This window comes from Methylotenera sp. N17 (assembly GCF_000799155.1).
Taxonomy (GTDB): domain Bacteria; phylum Pseudomonadota; class Gammaproteobacteria; order Burkholderiales; family Methylophilaceae; genus Methylophilus.
The window spans coordinates 2,502,892-2,523,286 of sequence record NZ_JUGE01000001.1; the positions used below are offsets into that span (position 1 = coordinate 2,502,892).

Here is a 20,395-nt window from a genome sequence, read left to right on the forward strand (position 1 = left end):
ACGCTGAGATGGAGTACCTATGCCACTAGAAGATTGCAGAATTATTGAATTGCCTAAAATTCATGACCCACATGGGAATTTAACCTTTGTGGAAAACAGCTCGCAAATTCCGTTTGAAATGCAGCGTGTCTATTACGTTTACGATGTGCCGGGTGGCGCAGAACGTGGCGGTCATGCGCACAAAGGCTTGCACCAATTTATTGTCGCCATGTCTGGTAGTTTTGACATCACCTTGGATGATGGCAAAAACAAACGCAAATTTCATTTAGCGCGCTCTTATTACGGCTTATATGTATGCCCGATGATTTGGCGCGAAATTGATAATTTCTCTTCCGGCTCCGTGCTCATGTGCCTAGCCTCTAACAAATACAGCGAAGAAGACTACTACCGTAATTACGATGATTTTATGCGTGCACGTTGGGCTGCTGCTTAATTCCGTATTAATGATTAGATATTGCTGAAGTGATTCCCTTTTTAGATTTAAAAGCCGCTTATCATGCGCTGGCCAAAGAGCTGGATGAAGCGGTATTACGTGCCAGCCGCTCCGGTTGGTATATTGGCGGCCCCGAGGTTGAAGCCTTTGAAGCTGCCTTTGCACAATACACACATACGCAACATTGTGTAGGCGTAGGCAATGGTCTAGATGCGTTAACTCTGGCTTTGCGTGCGCTCGATATTGGGCCAGGCGATGAAGTGATTGTGCCTTCGCACACCTTTATTGCAACTTGGCTGGCAGTGAGCGCGGTAGGTGCCACGCCTGTCCCGGTAGAGCCTGCCTCTGGACAATATATTATTACCGCCACAGATATCGCGCCATATATTACCAGCCGTACCAAAGTCATTATGCCGGTGCACTTGTACGGCATGCCCGCAGACATGCCAGCCATTTGTGACTTGGCAAAACAACACGGTTTGTATGTGGTAGAAGATGCCGCACAAGCACATGGTGCAGCAATTCAAGGCCAACGCATTGGTAGCCATGGCGATGTAGTGGCATGGAGTTTTTACCCAGGTAAGAATTTAGGTGCCTTGGGTGATGGCGGTGCGGTGACTACACAAAACCCAGCTATAGCCAAACGTATCCGCCAATTAGGTAACTACGGATCCGCAGTCAAGTATTACAACGATGAGTTGGGTGTGAACAGTCGCTTAGATCCCATCCAAGCAGCCGTATTAACGGTTAAGTTGAAATACTTAGACGCATGGAATGCACGCAGACAAGCCATTGCCGCACGGTATCAAGCTGCATTGGCTGATTTGCCGTTAACATTACCAATAACACCAACCGGCGCAAACCCAGTGTGGCACTTATATGTGGTGGCGACTGCGCAACGCGATGCCTTACAACAACATCTCACACAATACGGCGTACAAACCTTGATTCATTATCCAGTACCGCCACATAAGCAACAGGCATATCAACATAGCCCAGTGGCGCAAACCAATTACCCTTTGGCTGAGCAATATGCACAGCAAACACTCAGCTTACCTATCGGCCCTCAACTATCAGATGCCGAAGTAGAAACTACCATTGCTGCAGTCCGCGCTTTTTTCGCTTAAATAAGCACGTTTCACCCCTACTGTTTTTGTAATCGTATAGAACTCGCACCTATAGGCTTTGTCACATACGCAATTCTTTATAAGTGAGCTGATAAATGCGTATCAAACGTAGTATTTGGGTAGTACTGTTCAGTGGTTTATCGCAATTATCAGATGCCGCTTGTTTAAGTGCCTCTCAATTAAATTTGCTCGCTCAAAACGAGCAGACATTTTTGCTTAACCGTATTCCACCTGCATTTGCTCATGCAGTGAGTGATCAGCAAGTCAAATTCAACGTCACCGAGGCAAGCGCAGACTCATGCACCGCCGTGTTGGCATTGAGTGTACCGGCTCAACATCTGGATGAAGCCAACGCTATATTAGATGCCGACCCTGCAAAAAAAATCATGTTATCTGCGCAGGGCTATGTGATACCCAGAACTACCAAGATAGAAGCAACGTTCAAAGTAGATCCTGCTACCTTGCATATTCCGGCAACAGAAACGCTGCAAACTTCAGCTTTAGGGCAGTTGCGTGCAAGTGTAGAAATGTTGTATTCGCTGATTACACAATCGCGAGCCAACATCACAGACAGCACAAAAAATGCAACGCCATGGAGCGCTACCTATCAGCAAGCAAGTGTCAATCGTTGTACAGAAAAGTTGGTTGCACAAGCGGGTCAAGAGATTGCAGCAGCTTGTGCCTGTCGTGTAAATCAATTGTCAGCGCAAGTGAGTGAGCGGCAAATGGCTTATATTGATTATGTGAGATCGAATCCGTATGCAGTCGCTACGGGTAGCAGTCAACATTACGTCAGCTTAGAGAGCCAAGCTAACTCAGCATGCGGCTTAATTGTTAAATGATGAGGCCATTAGTAGCTGAATTGCCCGGATAAATACCAAGCCGTCTGATTGGTTTTGTCAGCCACATCGCCCAAATCCACTGCCGCAGCTGTGATAGATAGGCGCTTGTGCGGAAACCAAGTCACAAACACATCTTTGGCATCATTCTCATTGAATGCAGATAAATTATCGGGTTTATAGCGGTACTCCAAGCCCAACAGCAGGTTATCTGTAAGCATGACGGCAGCAGAGTAGGAGGGCTTGATTTGATAGTCATCGCGTAAGTCGCCACCAAACCCTAGCAAGCCAAATTGATTGGCTTTGGTGGCAATCAGCGTACCGCCTAAAATAATATTTCTACCAAACAGTGCATCTAAATACAGTTTAGACGCTGCTAAATAGTAATCCACGCCAGTGGCATCTTTTGCCCCAATCAGCTGGGGTACAAAATCAAAATCTTCATTGTGTTTAATCAGCGCGCCTACTGCCACTTGCGGCACCCAGCTATCTTGCTCATAAATAGCATCGCCAAACAAACGCAGCTTGATGCCCAGCGTGTTTAAGCGAATCGATTCATGCGGAATCGTGTTGCCTAGTTCAAATTTGGTTTGGCTCACGCTGAGCTCGATGCGATTGTAAAACCCCACCGCAACACCGCCGGTATTCAATTCAAATGCATCTTGTGTTCTGGCATGGGTATAAAAAGCGGAGCCGCCAATTTGGTCATCGGTACCATAGCCCGCAATTAGCGCCCAAGGCGTTAAACCACCGCCACCTGCACCTTCAATTTGCGATACGCCACCTGTTGCCAGTAAGCGATCGCCCGCATGTGCAGTCAATGCGCTTAAGCCAAGTATGCAGCTCAGCACGAATGCAGGTGATGTTAAATAAAAAATTCTCATGACAAATATCCTAAACCGATGCTATGTTTCAATTGTGAATGATTAATGCGCAAACTATTTGTAAGAGCTAAGCAATTATTAGGCCTTAGTTTGCGTCAATGAATTGCAGCTAATAGGCATAAGATGCCAATATCAGAAAAGTCTGGAGTATCAAATGAAAGCACGTTGGTTATGGTTAAGCCTGCTACTTTGCATCACTGCCTGTAAAACAACCCATCCGCAGGATGCAAGTTTGTATAACCGCATTGGCGGTAAAGAGGTGTTGTATAAAATCTCTGCGCAAACGCTAGACATTGTGGCGACAGATCCAGCAACCAAGCGCTCTTTCGACGGTATTAAGATGCCTGCATTGAAACAATCATTGGCTGATTTTTTGTGTGTAAAAACCGGTGGCGATTGTGTCTATGAAGGTGAAACGATGAAAAATTCGCACGCTGACTTGCATATCACCACGGCAGAATTTGAGCTGATGGTACAAGCCTTGCGCGATACTTTGGACGCCAACCACATTGGCACGCGTGAAAAAAACGAATTACTGAAAATTTTAGCGCCAATGAAGCGTGATGTGGTGGCGAAATAATGACAACACTGGCTGACTATCGCGCACTCGTTCCATTGACGCTCCTTGTCTTATTCGGCATGCATCAAGTCTATGCCGCAGAGTTATTGGTAGAAGTACAAGACAGCAAAGGCGCCAAGCTAAAAGATGCGGTGGTGTTTGTTGAAAATACCAAGACCGCGGGCATTGCACCAACTGCCGGCTATGAGCTAGAACAAAAGTCCAAGCAGTTCAACCCGCAAGTATCGGTGGTGCAAGTGGGCACCAGTATCAATTTCCCTAATCGCGACAAAGTAAGACATCACGTCTATTCTTTCTCACCCGCCAAAAAGTTTGAGCTCAAGCTCTATTCAGGCGTGCCTGCGAATCCGGTGTTATTTGACAAGGCAGGCACAGTGGTGCTCGGCTGCAATATTCATGACACCATGCTGGCGTATGTTTATATTGTGGATACGCCCTATTTTGCTAAAACCGATAGCAATGGCGTAGCCAAGCTGGCCAATGTACCAGAAGAAAACTACATACTTAAGGTGTGGCATTACGCCTTGCAGCAAGAGAACAAGGTGGTTGAGCAGTCGATTTCTGTTAAATCTTCTAATAAAGCCATCCCGGTAAAATTAGAGATTAACTACGCGAACCTCATTCAAGGGGAATAGCGCGCCATGAAATTCAGCAGCCTAAAACAGCAAATTATCGTCATTTTCTTGACGCTGATTTTAGGCATTCAGCTGGCCGGATTGATACCCATTCAGTACAGCGTGGATAAAAATGTACGCAAATTGGTGGGTAAAGAGTTAGACGTAGGTGAAAAGGTGTTCTTAAACCTATTAGAAAGCAATACAGAAAACATCACCAATGGCGCCAAAATTTTGGCGGCAGATTATGGATTTCGCGAAGCCATTGCCTCAAACGATCAAGAAACAATACTCTCCGCCTTAAATAACTTCCAAAGCCGTATCCATGCCGATATCGCCATCTTTTATGGGGTACAGAATGACAGCATGACCGTCTCTGGCAACCTGACTGAGCAGGAAGCCAAACCGGTGGTGAATCATTTGATTGACACACATTCGGCCTCGGCAAAAAAAATTGATTTTGAGATTTTTAATGATATGCCGTATCAGCTGGTGGCGGTGCCGATTAGAGCGCCCATTATTATTGGCTGGATGGTGGTTGGGTTTGAGATAGACGATGCGCTGGCAGAAAAGCTAAATAAATTAAGTAATTTGCAAGTCACGTTTTTACAACGTACTGAAAAGGGAGCTTGGTTATCTAGTGCATCTACCTTGAGTCGGGAAGACCAATTATCGTTGATGGACTATTTTGAACATAAAGCAAGTCCAGATTTAGTCAACAATGAAGTGACCATTCAAGAGGAGGTGTTTGATTCTAAAACCCTCACCTTGCACGATGATGATGACAATATGCTGCTGGCGGTATTGCAGCGTTCTATTACTGCTGAGATTTCCAACTATCAAACCCTTAAATACACGCTGCTTATCCTCACCATTTTTGGGCTAGGCGTGTTTACTGTGGCCATTATTTATGTGTCTAACTATATTGCAGGGCCCATTGCAAAACTGTCTGAGACGGCTAAACAATTAGAGCAAGGCAATTACAATCTGACCATACAGACCGATCGCCATGATGAGATTGGTGATTTAAGCAAAGCCTTTAACTCCATGCGCGATGCGATTGCAACGCGGGAAGCAAAAGTCGCGCGTCTGGCATTTTGGGATGATGTGACTAACTTGCCGAATCGGGTTGCATTTATTAAACATCTGGGCGAAAAGATTGCAGCGCACCAACAACGTGGTTTATCGCTCACCATCATCGTGTTGAATCTGGATCGTTTTAAAGAGGTCAATAAAATCTTGGGGCGCGATTTGGGCGATGACTTGCTAAACCGCGTGGCGCACAGCTTAAAGGCCATGGTCAGAACCGACGATATGGTGGCGCGCTTGGGCGCAGACGAATATGGCTTGTTGCTTGCCTCCGCTGGATTAGAAGAAGGCTTGGCGGTTGCTCGTAAATTGCAAACAATATTTGATGCAGCTCTTGCACTGGGCGTACAAAAAATTGATGTGACAGCAGGCATTGGGCTGGCCGTGTATCCGCAACATGGCGATAGTGATGAACAACTGCTGCACAATGCAGAGACTGCATTGCATGTCTCCAAAAGCAAACATTCTGGCGTAGTGCTCTATGACGCTGCGTTTGATTTAGGCATTCAAGAGAACTTGAGCTTGGCCAGCGAACTGAAAACCGCGATTCAAGGGCGCCAGTTAACTTTGTACTTGCAACCTAAAGTCAATCTTAAAACCAAACGCGGCTATGCGGCAGAGGCGCTGGTACGTTGGATTCATCCGGAAAAAGGATTGATATTTCCGGATCAGTTTATCCCATTTGCAGAGCAGACCGGGTTGATTAAAGACATCACGCTGTGGATGTTGGAAGAGGCTTGCCGGGTGCATACAGAACTGAAAACAGAAGGTATTGAACTCACCATTGCCGTCAATATTTCTACACGCGATTTGATTGACTCGGATTTCCCCGACAAGGTAGAAGCCATTTTTAAACGCTTTAATATTGCGGAAAATGCGATCTCATTGGAAATCACCGAAAGTAGCATCATGGATGACCCAGTACGGGCGGAAGCCACGTTGCATCGACTAGCGAACATGGGATTGAAAATTGCAATTGATGATTTTGGTACAGGGTACTCGTCGCTTGGCTATTTAAAACGCTTACCGGTAAAAGAGCTCAAAATTGATAAATCGTTTGTGATGAACATGGAAAAAAATGATAACGATACGATTATTGTGCGCTCTACCGTTGATTTAGGGCACAACCTCAATTTGAAAGTGGTGGCAGAGGGTATTGAAAACATTGAAGTGTGGAATATTTTAGCCAAGATGGGCTGTGATTACGGTCAAGGCTATTTTATGGGCAAACCGATGCCGGAAAAAGACTTCAAAAGCTGGCTAGACAAGTGGGAGGCACAATCGCAAGACATGGCGCCTAAAAAATTGTCTGCATAAAAAAAGGCGCTGACGCGCCTTTGTTTTGGATAGCCTTAATCTTATTTGACTACTTTTACGCATACATAGAGTAATGCGCCAATGACTACCAATATACCAATCAACGTATAAATACCCACTGCACCTACCATGTCCATTTATCCTTAATGTAAAGTTAAAAAATTACGCATCTGCGAATAATAGAATATTCTGCGAGCAGCATTTTAACGGATTCAGCCATAATCTCAATAACGGAATCATCGCTTTGTGTAATACCGCTTGCATCTCACTTGCAATTTCTAGAATTCAACCATTTCAAATTCTGCTTTACTCACACCGCACTCTGGGCATACCCAATCCGCAGGCACGTCCTCCCAGCGAGTGCCCGGGGCAATACCATCTTCTGGCCAACCTTTGTCTTCTTCATAAATCAGGCCGCATACGGTACACATCCATGATTTCATTATCGATTCCTTTCACGTTATATGGCATAAGCACGACATTGCACTAATGTCGCTCTATGAAGAGAATCATTACACAAAGACGAAAAAAAAGCCCGCATAAAGCGGGCTAAAGGGAGGAGCCAACAACTAAACCTTCACTAAATTTTGCTGAGAGCTTGTTTCACACCTTCTGCATATGCCGGGTCTGCTTTGGCAAATTGCGCTAACATCCGTGCTTGAATATCTGCATTGGCTTGGGATAAACCACCGGCAATATTATTAAATAATTGCTGTTGTTGGCTATCGTTCATAATGCGGAACAAAGCACCTGCTTGTGAGTAATAGTCCTCCTGACTTTGGTCGTGGTAACCAATCCATGCGTCTTCCAATACTGGCATCGGCGGCACTGCAACTTGGGGTGCCGGTACCGGTGCACCTTGGCCAACTCTATCGTTAGGATAGAAATTCGATGCACTCACATGGCCAGCAGCGTTGGCGTAGTTTGTATCGCCAGCACTATGTCCCACTGGGCATCCCATTCCCGCAAATGCGCCATCACGTTGATAATGATTGACCGGGCATTTACCTGCATTGACCGGAATCTGGTTGAAGTTAGCACCAATACGATAACGGTGCGCATCCTGATACGCTAACAAGCGTGCTTGCAACATTTTGTCCGGTGATGCGGCAATGCCAGGCACAAAGTTGCTCGGTGCAAATGCCACTTGCTCGGTTTCGGCAAAGTAGTTATGCACGTTTTTGTTTAATTCCAACTGACCAATCTCTACCACCGGCACCTCTTTGTAAGGCCACACTTTGGTTAAATCAAACGGGTTGATGTGGAAGCTACGTGCTTGTGTTTCTGACATGATTTGCACTTGCACCGTCCAACTTGGAAACTCGCCACGGTCAATGGCATTCACCAAATCTTGTTGCGCACCATGTGCAGGCATCTTGGCCGCTTCTTCATTGGTCAAGGTTTTAATGCCTTGATTAGTTTTAAAGTGCCATTTCACCCAATGACGCTCACCTTTGGCATTATAAAAACTCAAGGTATGGCTGCTAAAGCCATGCACATGGCGGTATGAAGCAGGAATGCCACGGTCCGACATCAAAATCGTCATTTGATGTAAGGATTGCGGATGATTGGCCCAGAATTCAAACGCATTGGCTGGGTTGGGCGTATTGGTACGCGCATCTTTCTTCTGGCTATGGATAAAGTCCGGGAACTTGATCGGGTCATTTAAAAAGAATACCGGCGTATTGTTGCCCACCATGTCCCAGTTGCCTTGTTTGGTATAAAACTTCACGGCAAAGCCACGTGGGTCGCGTGCATAGTCGCTAGAATCCTGCCCGCCACCTACAGTTGAAAAGCGCAAAAACACTTCTGTTTGCTGACCAACCACTTGAAGGAAGTCAGCAATCGTGACATCTTTTAAGCTCTTAGTGACCGTAAATGTGCCGTAAGCCGCAGTACCACGCGCATGCACCACACGCTCCGGGATACGCTCGCGGTTAAAGTGCGCTAATTTTTCAAATAAATAATGGTTATCAAACGTCAATGGGCCGCGTGCACCTACGGAAATACTATTGTTGTCATCGGCAACAGGTGCGCCAGCAGAAGTGGTTAATACAGTGTTTGTCATTGGTTGTTTTCCTTAAAGTCGTCTATGAGTAATATTTCAATGGTGTTAGTGGCTTAGTGCGTAGCCAGCTAGCAGTTCAATCACCACTTGACGATTCAGTTGTTGGCTGCCGATTCGATAGATGGTTTGCATTTTCTTCTCCTTAAATATGTCGTTGTCGCAACGCATGAGAAGCATTCTAAAAAGAAGGCGCTTATTTGTATAATTGTATGTTTTGATATTGTTGATAAATTAAATTTATCAGTTTATGATAAGTCTTCTTCAATCATCACTAAGCCAGCAATGACACTCATCGAGCTCAAGTTTGTAGTCGCGGTGGCGCAAGAACGTAACTTTCGGCGTGCGGCCGAAAAGTGTTTTGTGACGCAACCCGCCCTAAGTTTGGGCATTAAAAAGCTAGAAGAAGAGCTAAATGTCTCTATTTTCGAGCGTAGCCGTTCAGAAGTAACACCAACCGAAATTGGCGAAAAAATTATCGAGCAAGCCAATGTGGTACTTGAGCAAGCCTCGCGTTTAAAAGAATTGGCTAAGCTTGGGACGAACCCCTTACATGGCCTGTTCAAATTGGGCATGATTCATTCGGTAGGGCCTTATTTGTTACCGGAGATTATTCCAATTTTGCGTGTTTCAACGCCGGATATGCCGCTAGAAGTAGAAGAAAACCTCACGGCTAATTTAGAGACGCAATTAAGAAACGGGGTGATCGATGCTGCGATTATCGCGTTGCCGTTTGATGTGCCCGGGATTCAAGTGCACAGCCTATATGATGAGGAGTTTAAAGTGGTGGTGCCTTCAGACCACCATTGGGCTACACGCAAAGAGATCGATCCGGCCGAGCTTTCCGATGAAAAGGTCTTGTTATTGAACAGTGGGCATTGTTTTAGTAACCAAGTGACGCAAGCGTGTCCGGAACTATCGCGTAAGGGTGAGGTGCTGCAAGGTAACTCGTTGGAAACCATCCGCAATATGGTGGCCTCCAATTTGGGTATTACCGTATTGCCTGCTTCGGCTACCGTCGAGCGTTACCAAAACCCATTGGTAAAAGTGGTGCCATTTATTAAACCAGCGCCGATTCGCCGGATTGCCATTGCTTGGCGTAAAAGCTTTGTCAGGACGTCTGCCATCGAAAAACTAATCGAAGCGATTGAGTTAGCCAACCAGAGAATGTAGATGTCAAAGCGTGTGAGTAAGTGAGTTTCGGTCCGGCAAAGGCTGTATTCAACCAATAAAAAAGGCGCTGATAAGCGCCTCTTTTTACGAACACGTTAATTAGATTAACGGTTGCAAACGTACATGGTCACTTCAAAGCCAAAACGCATTTCTGTAGCTGCTGGTGTAGTCCACATCATCATTCTCCTTAAAAACTCACTTAGAAAAACACACTTAGTTAATTCACTTTGGGTTCAAACTATGGATACAGTGTATAACGCAGCTGAATATTTAACGTATGGGTAATGCGCAAATTGATCTCAAGAAAATCATGAGAGTCAGTAGCGGATAGTGTAGAGATTGTGGGAAATCGATTAGGGGTAGTGAAGTGCAACGCGATAGCCAGCTACGGCAATGTCGCTGGTATTCAACTGGAGCTTGATGCGGACTTCTTCTTTTGCTGCAATGCCGCTATCAGTGCTCGCCGCCTGATGAATATAATCAGCGGGCTTGAGTGTGCGCCTTAACACGGGCTCATCATCCACATTGGTCAAGGTCAGCTCGATGTTCGGGTAGGCTTGTGGAAAATCGGCATGGTTAATCAAGGTACTAGAGAACACCAGCACTTGTGCATAAGTGAGGTGTTCTTGCATGTCCGAATCATCAATGGTGAGTAAATCGATATTGTTTGGCAGGGCAATCGTGCATTTTGCATATTGGCATGCTTGTGTGAGCCACGGCTTGGTTTGCGGATAATACGCTGCAATTTCAGTACGTTTAAAATAAATGCCTTGTACCAGCAATACCAAGAGCAGAAATAAGCTCAAGCCAAACAGCGGCCAGCTAAACGGTACGCGGCGTAGCGGCTTGGCAACAGGTTCATCAATCGCCAAGTCATTCAAAAAGCTAGGGGTATGTGCGGTGCCAGTAGCGGCTTGAGTTTCGGCAGTCGTATCTTCTTGTGTGGCAGGTTCGGTTGGCGCGTCTTGATTGAACTGTGCCTGGAGCGCATCAGGTGCAGTCATTTCAATATGTTCGGTCGGTAGTGTTTGCGTATCGGGGTTGAGTGAAATATCGCTCAATACTGCTTCTACTTTGGTAGGCGTTACTTTTTTACTGCGGGATTGTTTAACCAGATATTCTTTTGCATTGAACACATGCTGGCATGTGCCGCAGCGCACTTGCCCATCGTAAGCTTTAAGCTGTTCTTTTTTAACAACAAATTGCGTGTTACATTCAGGGCAAGATGTAATGAGTGGCATGTTATCTTTTGGTTCCAGTGAGTAACACCCAGCCATCTTTCACAACGGGGGTGTCGACATCAAACCACTCACTATACTGCGCTGTGAGTGCTTCTTTCTGGGTTTCAAGAATACCAGACAACGCCATTTTGCCGCCGGACTTACAAGATTTAGCAATGACGGGTGCCAACACCATCAGTGCGCTGGATAGTATATTGGCTACTACCGTGTCATATTCATGATGCAAATACGCATTTGAATCATAAAACGCAATGTCGACTTGATTGTTTTCTGCATTGTATTTGCTGGCAATCACTGCCTGCGGGTCAATGTCTACGCCAGTCACTTCGCTAGCGCCTAGTTTTTTGGCAGCAATGGCCAAAATACCAGAGCCGCAGCCGTAATCCAGCACGCGTTGCAATGCAGGCTGTTGCGTTAACCAAGCCAAGCATAAGTGTGTGGTGGGGTGGCTGCCAGTACCAAAGGCCAAACCGGGGTCTAGGATAATATTAATTGCATCCGGTGTCGGTGCTTCGTGCCAAGTGGGGACAATCCACAATTTGGGTGTGATCTGAATCGGCTCGAATTGCGCTTGGGTCAAGCGCACCCAATCTTGCTCTTCAATGGTTTCGGTGCTGTAGCTAAAGCCAGATATTTGTGTTTCTTGCTCCAGTGATGTCAGTAACTGCATCACATCGGCATCAGCTTCCAGCATAGCGGTGACCACGTTTTGATGCCAAATACCGGGAGGCGGATCTCCCGGTTCACCAAATATCGCTTGCTCGGCTTGCGTTTCAGCATTGGCATCTTCAATGCTTGCTGAAAGCGCTCCTAACTCCATCAATGCATCGCTAATCGCGTCGGCATTGGTGTCGTTCGCCTGAATTTTAAGTAATAGCCAACTCAAGATTTACTTACTGTGGATGCCCAGTTTTTGCTCTAGATAATGGATGCTGGTACCACCAAGGTGGAACGCTGCATCCGCCATCAAATCAGCATGCAATGAAATATTGGTTTTAATGCCTTCCACATACATTTCCGATAAAGCAATACGCATACGCGCAATGGCTTGCTCACGGGTATCCCCATAAGTAATCAACTTGCCTATCATAGAGTCGTAATGTGGGGGACGATATAACCACCATACGCATGTGTGTCGATACGTACGCCTGGTCCGCCCGGCATATGGAATCGGCTGATGGTGCCAGGAGATGGTACAAAGTTGTAAGGGTCTTCCGCATTAATACGGCACTCAATGGCATGACCGCGCAACTGCACATCTTTTTGACGGAATTGCAGTTTCTCACCGGCGGCTACAAAAATTTGCTGTTGTACCAAATCAATGCCGGTAATCATTTCGGTCACCGTATGCTCTACCTGCAAGCGGGTGTTCATCTCAATAAAGTAGAACTCACCATTCTCATACAAGAATTCAAATGTACCAGCGCCACGGTATTTAATTTTGCGGCAAGCTTCGGCACAGCGTTCGCCAATCTTGTCGCGCAACTTAGGGTTTAATAAAGGTGAGGGCGCTTCTTCAATAATTTTTTGATGGCGACGCTGCATCGAGCAATCACGGTCACCTAAAAATACGGCGTTACCATGCTGATCTGCCAAAATTTGAATTTCAATATGACGTGGATTCTCTAGAAACTTCTCCATGTACACCATGGGGTTGCCAAACGCCGCTTGCGCTTCTGCTTTGGTCATGGATACCGCGTTAATCAAGGCTGCCTCGGTATGCACTACACGCATGCCGCGACCACCACCACCGCCCGCCGCTTTAATAATGACAGGGTAGCCAACTCTTTTGGCGGTTTTAATGATCTCGACAGGGTCATCGGGTAGTGCGCCCTCTGAACCTGGTACGCAAGGTACGCCCGCTTTACGCATCGCATCTTTGGCCGACACTTTGTCGCCCATCAGGCGAATCGTCTCAGCACGTGGGCCAATAAACACAAAACCGCTTTGTTCTACGCGCTCGGCAAAGTCGGCATTTTCAGATAAAAAGCCGTAGCCGGGATGAATGGCTTGCGCATCTGTCACTTCAGCTGCGCTAATCACAGCGGGGATATTTAAGTAGCTTTGACTAGAAGGCGCTGGCCCAATACATACTGACTCATCCGCCAATTTGACATATTTGGCTTCTCGGTCTGCTTCAGAATGCACGGCGACAGTACGGATGCCCAATTCACGGCACGCACGTTGCACACGTAGCGCAATCTCGCCGCGGTTGGCAATAAGGATTTTTTCAAACATAAGTCATTAACCAATCAAGAATAAAGGTTCACCGTATTCAACAGGTTGGCCGTTTTCAACAAAGATTTTCTTCACAACACCTGAGTATTCGCTTTCAATCTCGTTGAGTAGCTTCATTGCTTCAATGATGCACAACGTTTCGCCAGAAGAAACACTGGAGCCGATATCCACAAAAGACTTGGCATCTGGAGAAGAGGCGCGGTAGAACGTACCGACCATTGGAGATTTTACAACTTGACCTTCTTCGACTACTGGCACTGGTACAACTGGGGCACTTGCAGCTGGCGCAGCAACAGCTTGTTGTTGGTGCGCGGAGACATAGTGCGTCACAGGTGCAGCACTATGCATCAACGCTCGGCTAATGCGTACCTTCTCTTCGCCTTCTGTGAGTTCCAGCTCAGAGATGCCAGATTCCTCGACTAGATCAATGAGTTTTTTGAGTTTGCGTAAATCCATATAGACCTCGGTATTAACTGAATATAATTATAATAATGTTATGGTTTTGTGATGTAACGGTAGGCAGCAAAGTAACCTTCGGCGCCTAACCCGCTGATAACGCCAATAGCAATGTCGCTAAAAAACGAGTGATGTCTAAATTGTTCTCGTGCATATACGTTAGAGAGATGTACCTCAATAAAGGGAATGTTCACTGCTGAAATAGCATCTCGTATGGCAACAGAAGTGTGCGTGAATGCGGCTGGATTAATAATCAGGGCATCCACACGATTCACCATTAAGGATTGAATCTTTGTCACAATCTCAGCTTCGGCGTTGCTTTGAAACGCTTCCAGCATATGACCATCTTGTTTGGCCATCTGTGTTAAAGCCGTGTTGATATCCAATAAGGTCAGCGTGCCATAATGCGCAGGTTCACGCGTACCTAACATATTGAGGTTAGGCCCATGAATGACTAAAATGGATTTAGCCGACATTTGATACGCTCAAACAACAATGTAGACAGTTTTGCATAGCAGCAAGTTTGCCGAAGTTATGATTCTTTGTCCAGCTAAATCACAGCATTTGAGCGAAGATAGGCATTAAAAAATAGTTAACTTATTGATTGTTTTGGCTAAAGCATTACAGAAGCGGCAGCAGCGATTTTTCTAATAAATCTTTCGAAATACGCCCAAAATAGGTTTTGTGGACGGTGCCATCGGCCTTAATTATCACGGTATATGGCAGTACCCCTTTATTATTGCCTAAGTTGGAGGCCAACTCCATGCCAGCCATGTCGGCTGCAAACAATGGGTATTTCACTTGAGTCTGCTTGGTAAACTCGTTAATCGCGTTCACGTCATCAATCGCAATGCCCAATACCACCACATTTTTATTGGCATAGGCCTCGTGTAATGCGGAGAGCTCCGGCATTTCTTCACGGCATGGTTCACACCAAGTTGCCCAAAAGTTAAGTACTACAATCTTGCCTTGATAAGCGTTAAGCGGCTTGTTTTCACCATGCTCATTGGGAAAGCTGGCCGCAAATAATGGGGCTGTCGATTGCTGTTGGCCGTTTTTTACTTCTTGCTTGTTTAAAAAAAAGTGAAATATCGCAAACCCTAAACTTGCAATGAGTATCAGGTAGATAAGGGGTGTTTTGAGCTTTGTAAACATTTAGGGTTGTACCGTATTGAGAATGGCTAAAAATTCATCGGCATTTTTATAGCCAATGACTTGGGCAGAGTTTTTTTTGCCATCTTGATTAAAAAACAAAATGCCTGGTGGGCCAAATAATGCAAAGCGTTTTAATAGGGCAGCGTCGTCTGCATTGTTGGCGGTTACATCTGCTTGTAGTAATACGGCTTGTTTTAGTTTGGCTTGTACACGCGGGTCAGTAAACACAAACTGTTCGTATTCTTTGCAGGAAACACACCAGTCTGCGTAAAAATCAAACATGACATATTGACCTTTGGCTGCTTGAATCGCTTGGTCAAGCTCTGCCACGGAGCGTACGCGCTTGAAGTTCAATGCGTGCTGTGCGGATGATGCATTGGTGTTGGCAAGCACGCCACTTAATGGTTGTAAGGGCGATTTAGCACCAGACAGCGCGCCAATGAGCAAAGCAATGCCAGTAATGAGCATCATGATTGCCACGCCTTTCCACAATTTGAGGATGGGCTTGGCATCACCTGGCAAGTTGTCCAGTGCATGCATATAGATGGCCGGGACAATCAACAAAGCTGCCCACAGTGCCAATTGTAGATTCATCGGGATAATGGGGCCAATCAACCATACAGCCACGCCTAACATCAATACGCCAAATAATTGACGCACAGCATTCATCCACGCGCCCACACGCGGAAGCAATGTACCGGCAGATGCGCCAATCAGCAATAGAGGGAAGCCCATGCCGAGTGACAGTGAGAATAAGGCGACACCGCCTAGCACCACATCATGGGTCTTGCTAATATAAAGTAGTGCGCCAGCCAATGGCGCAGCGACACAGGGGCTGATAATGAGCGCAGATAATACGCCCATTAAAAAATCGCCAAAAAATTGACCACCTTTAATACGATTACTTAGATTAAAAATACTGTTTTCTAAGTGGCTAGGCAATTTCAGCTCATAAAAGCCAAACATCGATAGTGCAAGTAACACAAAGACAATGGCGCCAAAGCTCAATGCCCATGGGGTTTGTAGCGCATTGCTCAATAGTTGGCCAGATAAGCCAGCCGCAATGCCCAATAAAGTGTAAGTGAGGCACATCCCCAAGGTGTAAGCGAGTGAAAGATTAAAGGCATGCAGGCGTGAAACATGTGCGTTCTTGCCAATGATCATGCTGGATAAAATCGGAATCATGGGGAATACGCAGGGGGTAAAGGCAAGCAAGAGACCTGCACCAAAGAACCCTAATATAATCAACCACCAGTGGCCGCTTTTAAGTAGATTGGAGGCTTGGCTGTCATCGCCACTTTCTACAATAGGCTCAGCTCCGATTGGATTTGGTGTGGCAGCAGACGCATCATTCACCACACCAAATGTGAAAGTCTTGGTTTGTGGCGCATAACACAGCCCCTTTTCACTACAGCCCTGATAGGTGACTTTAACCGCTAAGTTTTCGGTGCTAGAAACACCTACTTTGGTTGAAAAGTCATGGTGATAGACTTCCTGTTTACCAAAGTTTGGGTCGTCTTTAATTTCACCAGCCGGTAAATCCATTGCAGTAATCAGTGCGGTTTCTGGTGATTCCACATTCAATTTAATGCGTTGTTTGTATAAATAATAGCCGGGCTCTACTTTAAAGTTTGCCTGTAGCGTTTGTGCATCTGTAGGCGCAATAGTTACTTGGAATGCAATGTCTGGAGATAAAAAATCGTCTTCGCTGGTTTCTTCCGTAAATAGGTTTTTGATCGCGCTGCTGGTATTGCCAGCAACACTCATGGGCGAAAGCAGGGTAATCGTCCAAAAACTTATCAGGGTAATCAATACTCTTAGCATGGTGCTCCTAGTGCGGGATTTGTGCATTTACCCATTGTAAATAAGCAGGTAAACCACCATCTACATTGAGACACAGAATGTCAGGAAGTTCGTACGGGTGATGTTTTAAAATACAAGACTCAACTTCTGCATATTTTTGACGAATTGTTTTAATGGTCACAGGCCATTCGGTGGTGTGTTCAACCACGTTGTTCCATGCATATACCGATTGGCAAGGGCTTTGAATGTTAACACACGCTGCCAGTTGATGTTGAATGAGCATCTCCGCAATTTTATTTGCGCACGTTTCATCTGGCACATGGGTCAACACGATTATAATTTCGGCATTATCCATGGTGTGCGAAAGCGGTCTCCAATTAAAGGGTTAATCATGCGTTTATTTATTACGCTTATTTTACTTGCTTTTCCAATTGCAGAAATAGTGCTGTTGATCAAGCTCGCTGACCAATACGGTTGGTGGTTATTATTGTACTTAGTCGTCATCGGCTATCTGGGCTTACAACTGATTCGCGGTGAAAAAGTACTGATGGCGCCAAAAATGATGCAGAGCTTGGCTGGCGGCAACCCTGTCAAAGCCTTGTTGGGCACAGCCCGCAATATGGTGGCAGGTGTGTTATTGCTAATACCTGGTGTGATCAGCGATGTCATTGCAGTAGTATTATTGTTAATTCCCATTGAACAAAATAAGCCGCCAGTACAAGAAGAGGTTAGTGGAAAAGCTTATCGTAAGCCTCGCTATCAGCAATCCGCCAATGACGATGTGATCGAAGGCGAGTTCACGCATATTAGAGAAGATCTGGAAAAGAAATAATGAGCTTAGTAAATCATCCTACCGTGACCATCCAAAACAGTGGTCACCAATTCCCAGTACGCCCTAGTCAAACCGTATTAGAAGCCGCGATTGAAGCGGGTATTAACTTGCCATACGGTTGTCGTAATGGTGCGTGTGGTGCCTGTAAAGGTAAGTTGATCTCCGGCAAGCTGATGCATGATGATTATCAAGGCAGCGCCATGACCGATGCTGAATTGGCGGCGGGTCAAGCGCTGTTTTGCTGTGCGCGACCATTGGAAGACTTAGTGATTGAGTGTCGTGAACTGAGCGGTATCAATGGCATTAAACCTAGAATATTGCCTGTGCGTGTGCAGAAAAAAGAACAACTCTCTGGTGATGTGATGGTGTTGTTTTTGCAGCTACCAGCTACCGAGCGTTTGCAGTTTGTGGCTGGCCAGTACTTGGAATTTATTCTGAAAGATGGCAAGCGAAGAGCATTCTCCATTGCCAACGCACCGCACGATGATGCAGTGATAGAGCTGCATTTACGCCTGATAGCTGGCGGCCAATTTACGCAATACGTGTTTGAAGAAATGCCTGAAAAAGCTATTTTGCGTATAGAGGCACCATTAGGCACCTTCTATTTGCGTGAAGAATCTACCAAGCCGATTGTATTTGTAGCGGGAGGTACGGGTTTTGCACCGATCAAAGGCATTATTGAGCATATGATACATTTGGGCATACAACGTGAGGTTGTGCTGTACCGTGGTGGTCGTGTGAAGAATGATTTATACATGGATGAACTGTGTCAACGTTGGGCACAGTTTCTGCCTAACTTCACTTACATTCCTGTGTTATCAGAAGAGCCGACAGACACGGATTGGCAAGGGCGAACTGGCCTAGTACATGAAGCGGTATTGGCAGACTATCCAAATCTCAGTGCACACCAAGCGTATGTCTGTGGCGCACCAGGTATGGTAGAAATTGCTCACAAAACCTTTGTGGAGCAGGGATTGCCAGCGGATGCGTTTTTCAGTGATGCATTTACGTTTGCGCCGAAGTAAGACTATTTAAATACAGCTATTTACGATGCAATTACCAACGGCTACTGCCTAGGCGAAGAATATTGTTCTCTGTAGGACCGACTAGCCATACTGCTCCAAAGTTATATTCGATTGCAGGATCCTTGTAATTATCAAGATAAATTTTAGCGAATTCGTTAGTAGCCAATGTACCAAAATGACCTATATCTATTGCAAGTAACATGTTATTAGTTGCGTTTACTCTGTTTTGATAACGTAGGGCTTTTTGTGAAATCGTAGACTTTATTGCAGACGCAGCTTCATTTAGATTCAATTTAATATCTCCACTACCTTGAGCGACACTTTTCCAATATCCATCACTTGGCTTCATCGTAACAATCTGAATAAATACATTCTCGTTATCAATTATTAAAGCACAGTCTTCACCTCTATCATCATGCGACTCTGCATCATGGTAATGCTTTCCAATTTTTGTTAAGTGGTTCTTAATACAGGTAGCTACTCTATTTTCACCTTGCCTGCCAATATCAATAGGTGATTTTACAAAACCTGTCAGTTGACTATTGGATAGTGAAGATTCGGATTTGGCACCGCTTGGTGCATTGTATTTAATATGTTTACAGTTATTGCGATTGGTTTCTGAAACGCTACCTAATATACCTACGGATGATTCTGCTCCTATTCCCGTAAGCGAAATCGTTAGCTCAATCACACCACCACAAATTTTGCATGGGCTAACTGCCTCTTCAAAAACTTCACCACAGTTTGTACATTTAATTAGTTTCATTATTGCAATGATTTGCAGATTACTTCCATCATTGCCTCGTCGCCTGGCGCATCTGCAATCACTACTTTTAATCCCAACTCGATAGGTTGTTCTGCAATCCTTGCGTGATTCACACATAGCGTGACGTGTTTCAACCAGCTTGTATTAGACGCTAAATCCAACAAGTGACGCATGGCTTCAGAGCTGGTAACCACTATTGCTTGTAATTGTTGATTTGACCAAGCTGCGCAGAGTGCATCTACGTTATCTTGAGGGTTAATCCTTTGATAACATTCCGCAAACGTGACGGACGCGCCACGTGATTTCAATGTATCTGCCAGCACTTCACGCCCGCCAATTCCGCGGACTATCATCACTTTTTTGCCCTGCATATCATGCATTTCTGGCAAAGAGAGTAAAGACTCACTATCAAACCTGCTCTTTGGGATTAACACTTCTTGAATGCCAAATTCCTGTAGCTCTTTGGCCGTGACCGGACCTATGGCAGCAAATTTCAAATGGCTGGGCAGTGTTTGTGTTAGTAGGCGTGGCATGCCATTCTGTACTGCGTTACTGCTGATAAAGATAATCCAATCGTATGCAGCAATATCGGCAATCACGTGTTCAAAGTCGCTGTAATTATCAAGAGAGGCAATTTCAATCAGCGGAAATGGAATGACGTGGCCACCCGCGGTTTCAATCAATTGCGAGAGTTTTTTGGCTTGATCGCTCGGTCGTGTGATGGCTATGCCGATGCCTGCGAGCGTTGGTTCCGACAT

The 20,395-nt window shown here is 45.6% G+C and carries 23 protein-coding genes and 1 pseudogene; 9 read left to right on the top strand and 15 right to left on the bottom strand.

Going from position 1 to position 20,395, the window contains the following annotated elements:
* The first annotated feature begins 19 nt into the window (after positions 1-19).
* The 3 genes from FG11_RS11880 (at position 20) to FG11_RS11890 (ending at position 2,402) form a co-directional block, all read left to right on the top strand.
* Positions 20-433, top strand: coding sequence for a sugar 3,4-ketoisomerase (locus FG11_RS11880; RefSeq protein WP_020183334.1), 414 nt, complete (start codon positions 20-22; stop codon positions 431-433).
* A 29-nt stretch (positions 434-462) separates the two neighbouring features.
* On the top strand, positions 463-1,560 hold the full coding sequence (locus tag FG11_RS11885; RefSeq protein WP_047535293.1) for a DegT/DnrJ/EryC1/StrS family aminotransferase: 1,098 nt from the start codon (positions 463-465) through the stop codon (positions 1,558-1,560).
* Between the two features lie 95 nt (positions 1,561-1,655).
* On the top strand, positions 1,656-2,402 hold the full coding sequence (locus FG11_RS11890; protein ID WP_047535296.1) for a hypothetical protein: 747 nt from the start codon (positions 1,656-1,658) through the stop codon (positions 2,400-2,402).
* 8 nt (positions 2,403-2,410) lie between these two features.
* Here the strand turns inward: FG11_RS11890 and FG11_RS11895 are convergent, their stop codons facing one another.
* Positions 2,411-3,283 (bottom strand): DUF3034 family protein, encoded by an 873-nt coding sequence (locus FG11_RS11895; RefSeq protein ID WP_052185037.1) that lies wholly within the window; start codon positions 3,281-3,283, stop codon positions 2,411-2,413.
* A gap of 154 nt (positions 3,284-3,437) precedes the next feature.
* On the opposite strand from FG11_RS11895, the gene FG11_RS11900 reads away from it, so the two are divergent.
* The 3 genes from FG11_RS11900 to FG11_RS11910 are packed head-to-tail and all read left to right on the top strand — an operon-like array spanning position 3,438 to position 6,883.
* A complete protein-coding gene (locus tag FG11_RS11900) occupies positions 3,438-3,863 on the top strand; it encodes a group I truncated hemoglobin (RefSeq protein WP_047535299.1) in 426 nt (141 codons plus the stop codon).
* Positions 3,863-4,498, top strand: coding sequence for a methylamine utilization protein (locus FG11_RS11905; protein WP_047535302.1), 636 nt, complete (start codon positions 3,863-3,865; stop codon positions 4,496-4,498). The genes FG11_RS11900 and FG11_RS11905 overlap by 1 nt, the downstream gene beginning before the upstream one ends.
* A 6-nt stretch (positions 4,499-4,504) precedes the next feature.
* Positions 4,505-6,883: a bifunctional diguanylate cyclase/phosphodiesterase gene (locus FG11_RS11910; RefSeq protein WP_047535305.1), complete on the top strand. Its 2,379-nt coding sequence runs from the start codon at positions 4,505-4,507 to the stop codon at positions 6,881-6,883.
* Positions 6,884-7,161: 278 nt separating this feature from the next.
* On the opposite strand, the gene FG11_RS11915 is transcribed toward FG11_RS11910, so the two are convergent.
* The 3 genes from FG11_RS11915 to FG11_RS13765 all read right to left on the bottom strand — a co-directional run bounded on the left by FG11_RS11915 (position 7,162) and on the right by FG11_RS13765 (position 9,119).
* Positions 7,162-7,326: a rubredoxin gene (locus FG11_RS11915; protein ID WP_020183342.1), complete on the bottom strand. Its 165-nt coding sequence runs from the start codon at positions 7,324-7,326 to the stop codon at positions 7,162-7,164.
* A gap of 137 nt (positions 7,327-7,463) precedes the next feature.
* On the bottom strand, positions 7,464-8,951 hold the full coding sequence (locus FG11_RS11920; protein WP_047535308.1) for a catalase: 1,488 nt from the start codon (positions 8,949-8,951) through the stop codon (positions 7,464-7,466).
* A 45-nt stretch (positions 8,952-8,996) separates the two neighbouring features.
* On the bottom strand, positions 8,997-9,119 hold the full coding sequence (locus FG11_RS13765; RefSeq protein ID WP_255349036.1) for a hypothetical protein: 123 nt from the start codon (positions 9,117-9,119) through the stop codon (positions 8,997-8,999).
* Between the two features lie 114 nt (positions 9,120-9,233).
* On the opposite strand from FG11_RS13765, the gene FG11_RS11925 reads away from it, so the two are divergent.
* Positions 9,234-10,121, top strand: coding sequence for a hydrogen peroxide-inducible genes activator (locus FG11_RS11925; RefSeq protein ID WP_020183344.1), 888 nt, complete (start codon positions 9,234-9,236; stop codon positions 10,119-10,121).
* Positions 10,122-10,225: 104 nt separating this feature from the next.
* Here the strand turns inward: FG11_RS11925 and pqqA are convergent, their stop codons facing one another.
* The 9 genes and pseudogenes from pqqA to cutA all read right to left on the bottom strand — a co-directional run bounded on the left by pqqA (position 10,226) and on the right by cutA (position 17,369).
* Positions 10,226-10,297 carry a pyrroloquinoline quinone precursor peptide PqqA gene (gene pqqA / locus FG11_RS13770; protein ID WP_123236554.1) on the bottom strand — a complete coding sequence of 24 codons (72 nt, stop codon included), beginning with the start codon at positions 10,295-10,297 and terminating at the stop codon, positions 10,226-10,228.
* A gap of 177 nt (positions 10,298-10,474) precedes the next feature.
* Entirely contained in the window at positions 10,475-11,362 is an 888-nt protein-coding gene (locus FG11_RS11930; protein WP_047535311.1) for a DUF3426 domain-containing protein, read from the bottom strand.
* Between the two features lies 1 nt (position 11,363).
* A complete protein-coding gene (prmA, locus tag FG11_RS11935; protein ID WP_047535314.1) occupies positions 11,364-12,248 on the bottom strand; it encodes a 50S ribosomal protein L11 methyltransferase in 885 nt (294 codons plus the stop codon).
* A gap of 3 nt (positions 12,249-12,251) precedes the next feature.
* Positions 12,252-13,600, bottom strand: a pseudogene (gene accC / locus FG11_RS11940) (acetyl-CoA carboxylase biotin carboxylase subunit).
* 6 nt (positions 13,601-13,606) lie between these two features.
* Positions 13,607-14,056: an acetyl-CoA carboxylase biotin carboxyl carrier protein gene (gene accB / locus FG11_RS11945; protein ID WP_047535316.1), complete on the bottom strand. Its 450-nt coding sequence runs from the start codon at positions 14,054-14,056 to the stop codon at positions 13,607-13,609.
* A 38-nt stretch (positions 14,057-14,094) separates the two neighbouring features.
* Positions 14,095-14,532 carry a type II 3-dehydroquinate dehydratase gene (gene aroQ, locus FG11_RS11950; RefSeq protein WP_020183349.1) on the bottom strand — a complete coding sequence of 146 codons (438 nt, stop codon included), beginning with the start codon at positions 14,530-14,532 and terminating at the stop codon, positions 14,095-14,097.
* Between the two features lie 145 nt (positions 14,533-14,677).
* Positions 14,678-15,211, bottom strand: coding sequence for a TlpA disulfide reductase family protein (locus FG11_RS11955; RefSeq protein ID WP_047535319.1), 534 nt, complete (start codon positions 15,209-15,211; stop codon positions 14,678-14,680).
* The gene (gene dsbD / locus FG11_RS11960) at positions 15,212-17,035 is read right to left on the bottom strand and encodes a protein-disulfide reductase DsbD (protein ID WP_047535322.1); all 1,824 of its coding nucleotides are present in this window, start codon (positions 17,033-17,035) and stop codon (positions 15,212-15,214) included.
* A gap of 7 nt (positions 17,036-17,042) precedes the next feature.
* Complete coding sequence (cutA, locus tag FG11_RS11965; RefSeq protein WP_020183352.1) at positions 17,043-17,369, bottom strand: divalent-cation tolerance protein CutA; 327 nt, start codon at positions 17,367-17,369, stop codon at positions 17,043-17,045.
* A gap of 36 nt (positions 17,370-17,405) precedes the next feature.
* Here cutA and FG11_RS11970 point away from each other — a divergent pair, with 36 nt between their 5' ends.
* On the top strand, positions 17,406-17,846 hold the full coding sequence (locus FG11_RS11970; RefSeq protein ID WP_020183353.1) for an FxsA family protein: 441 nt from the start codon (positions 17,406-17,408) through the stop codon (positions 17,844-17,846).
* Positions 17,846-18,871, top strand: a complete 1,026-nt coding sequence (locus FG11_RS11975) for a CDP-6-deoxy-delta-3,4-glucoseen reductase (protein ID WP_047535324.1) — start codon at positions 17,846-17,848, stop codon at positions 18,869-18,871. Before FG11_RS11970 ends, FG11_RS11975 begins: the two co-directional genes overlap by 1 nt.
* Positions 18,872-18,902: 31 nt before the next feature.
* On the opposite strand, the gene FG11_RS11980 is transcribed toward FG11_RS11975, so the two are convergent.
* Both FG11_RS11980 and FG11_RS11985 read right to left on the bottom strand, forming a co-directional pair.
* Positions 18,903-19,637 carry a hypothetical protein gene (locus FG11_RS11980; protein ID WP_047535325.1) on the bottom strand — a complete coding sequence of 245 codons (735 nt, stop codon included), beginning with the start codon at positions 19,635-19,637 and terminating at the stop codon, positions 18,903-18,905.
* Positions 19,637-20,395 (bottom strand): uroporphyrinogen-III synthase, encoded by a 759-nt coding sequence (locus FG11_RS11985; RefSeq protein WP_047535329.1) that lies wholly within the window; start codon positions 20,393-20,395, stop codon positions 19,637-19,639. The genes FG11_RS11980 and FG11_RS11985 overlap by 1 nt, the downstream gene beginning before the upstream one ends.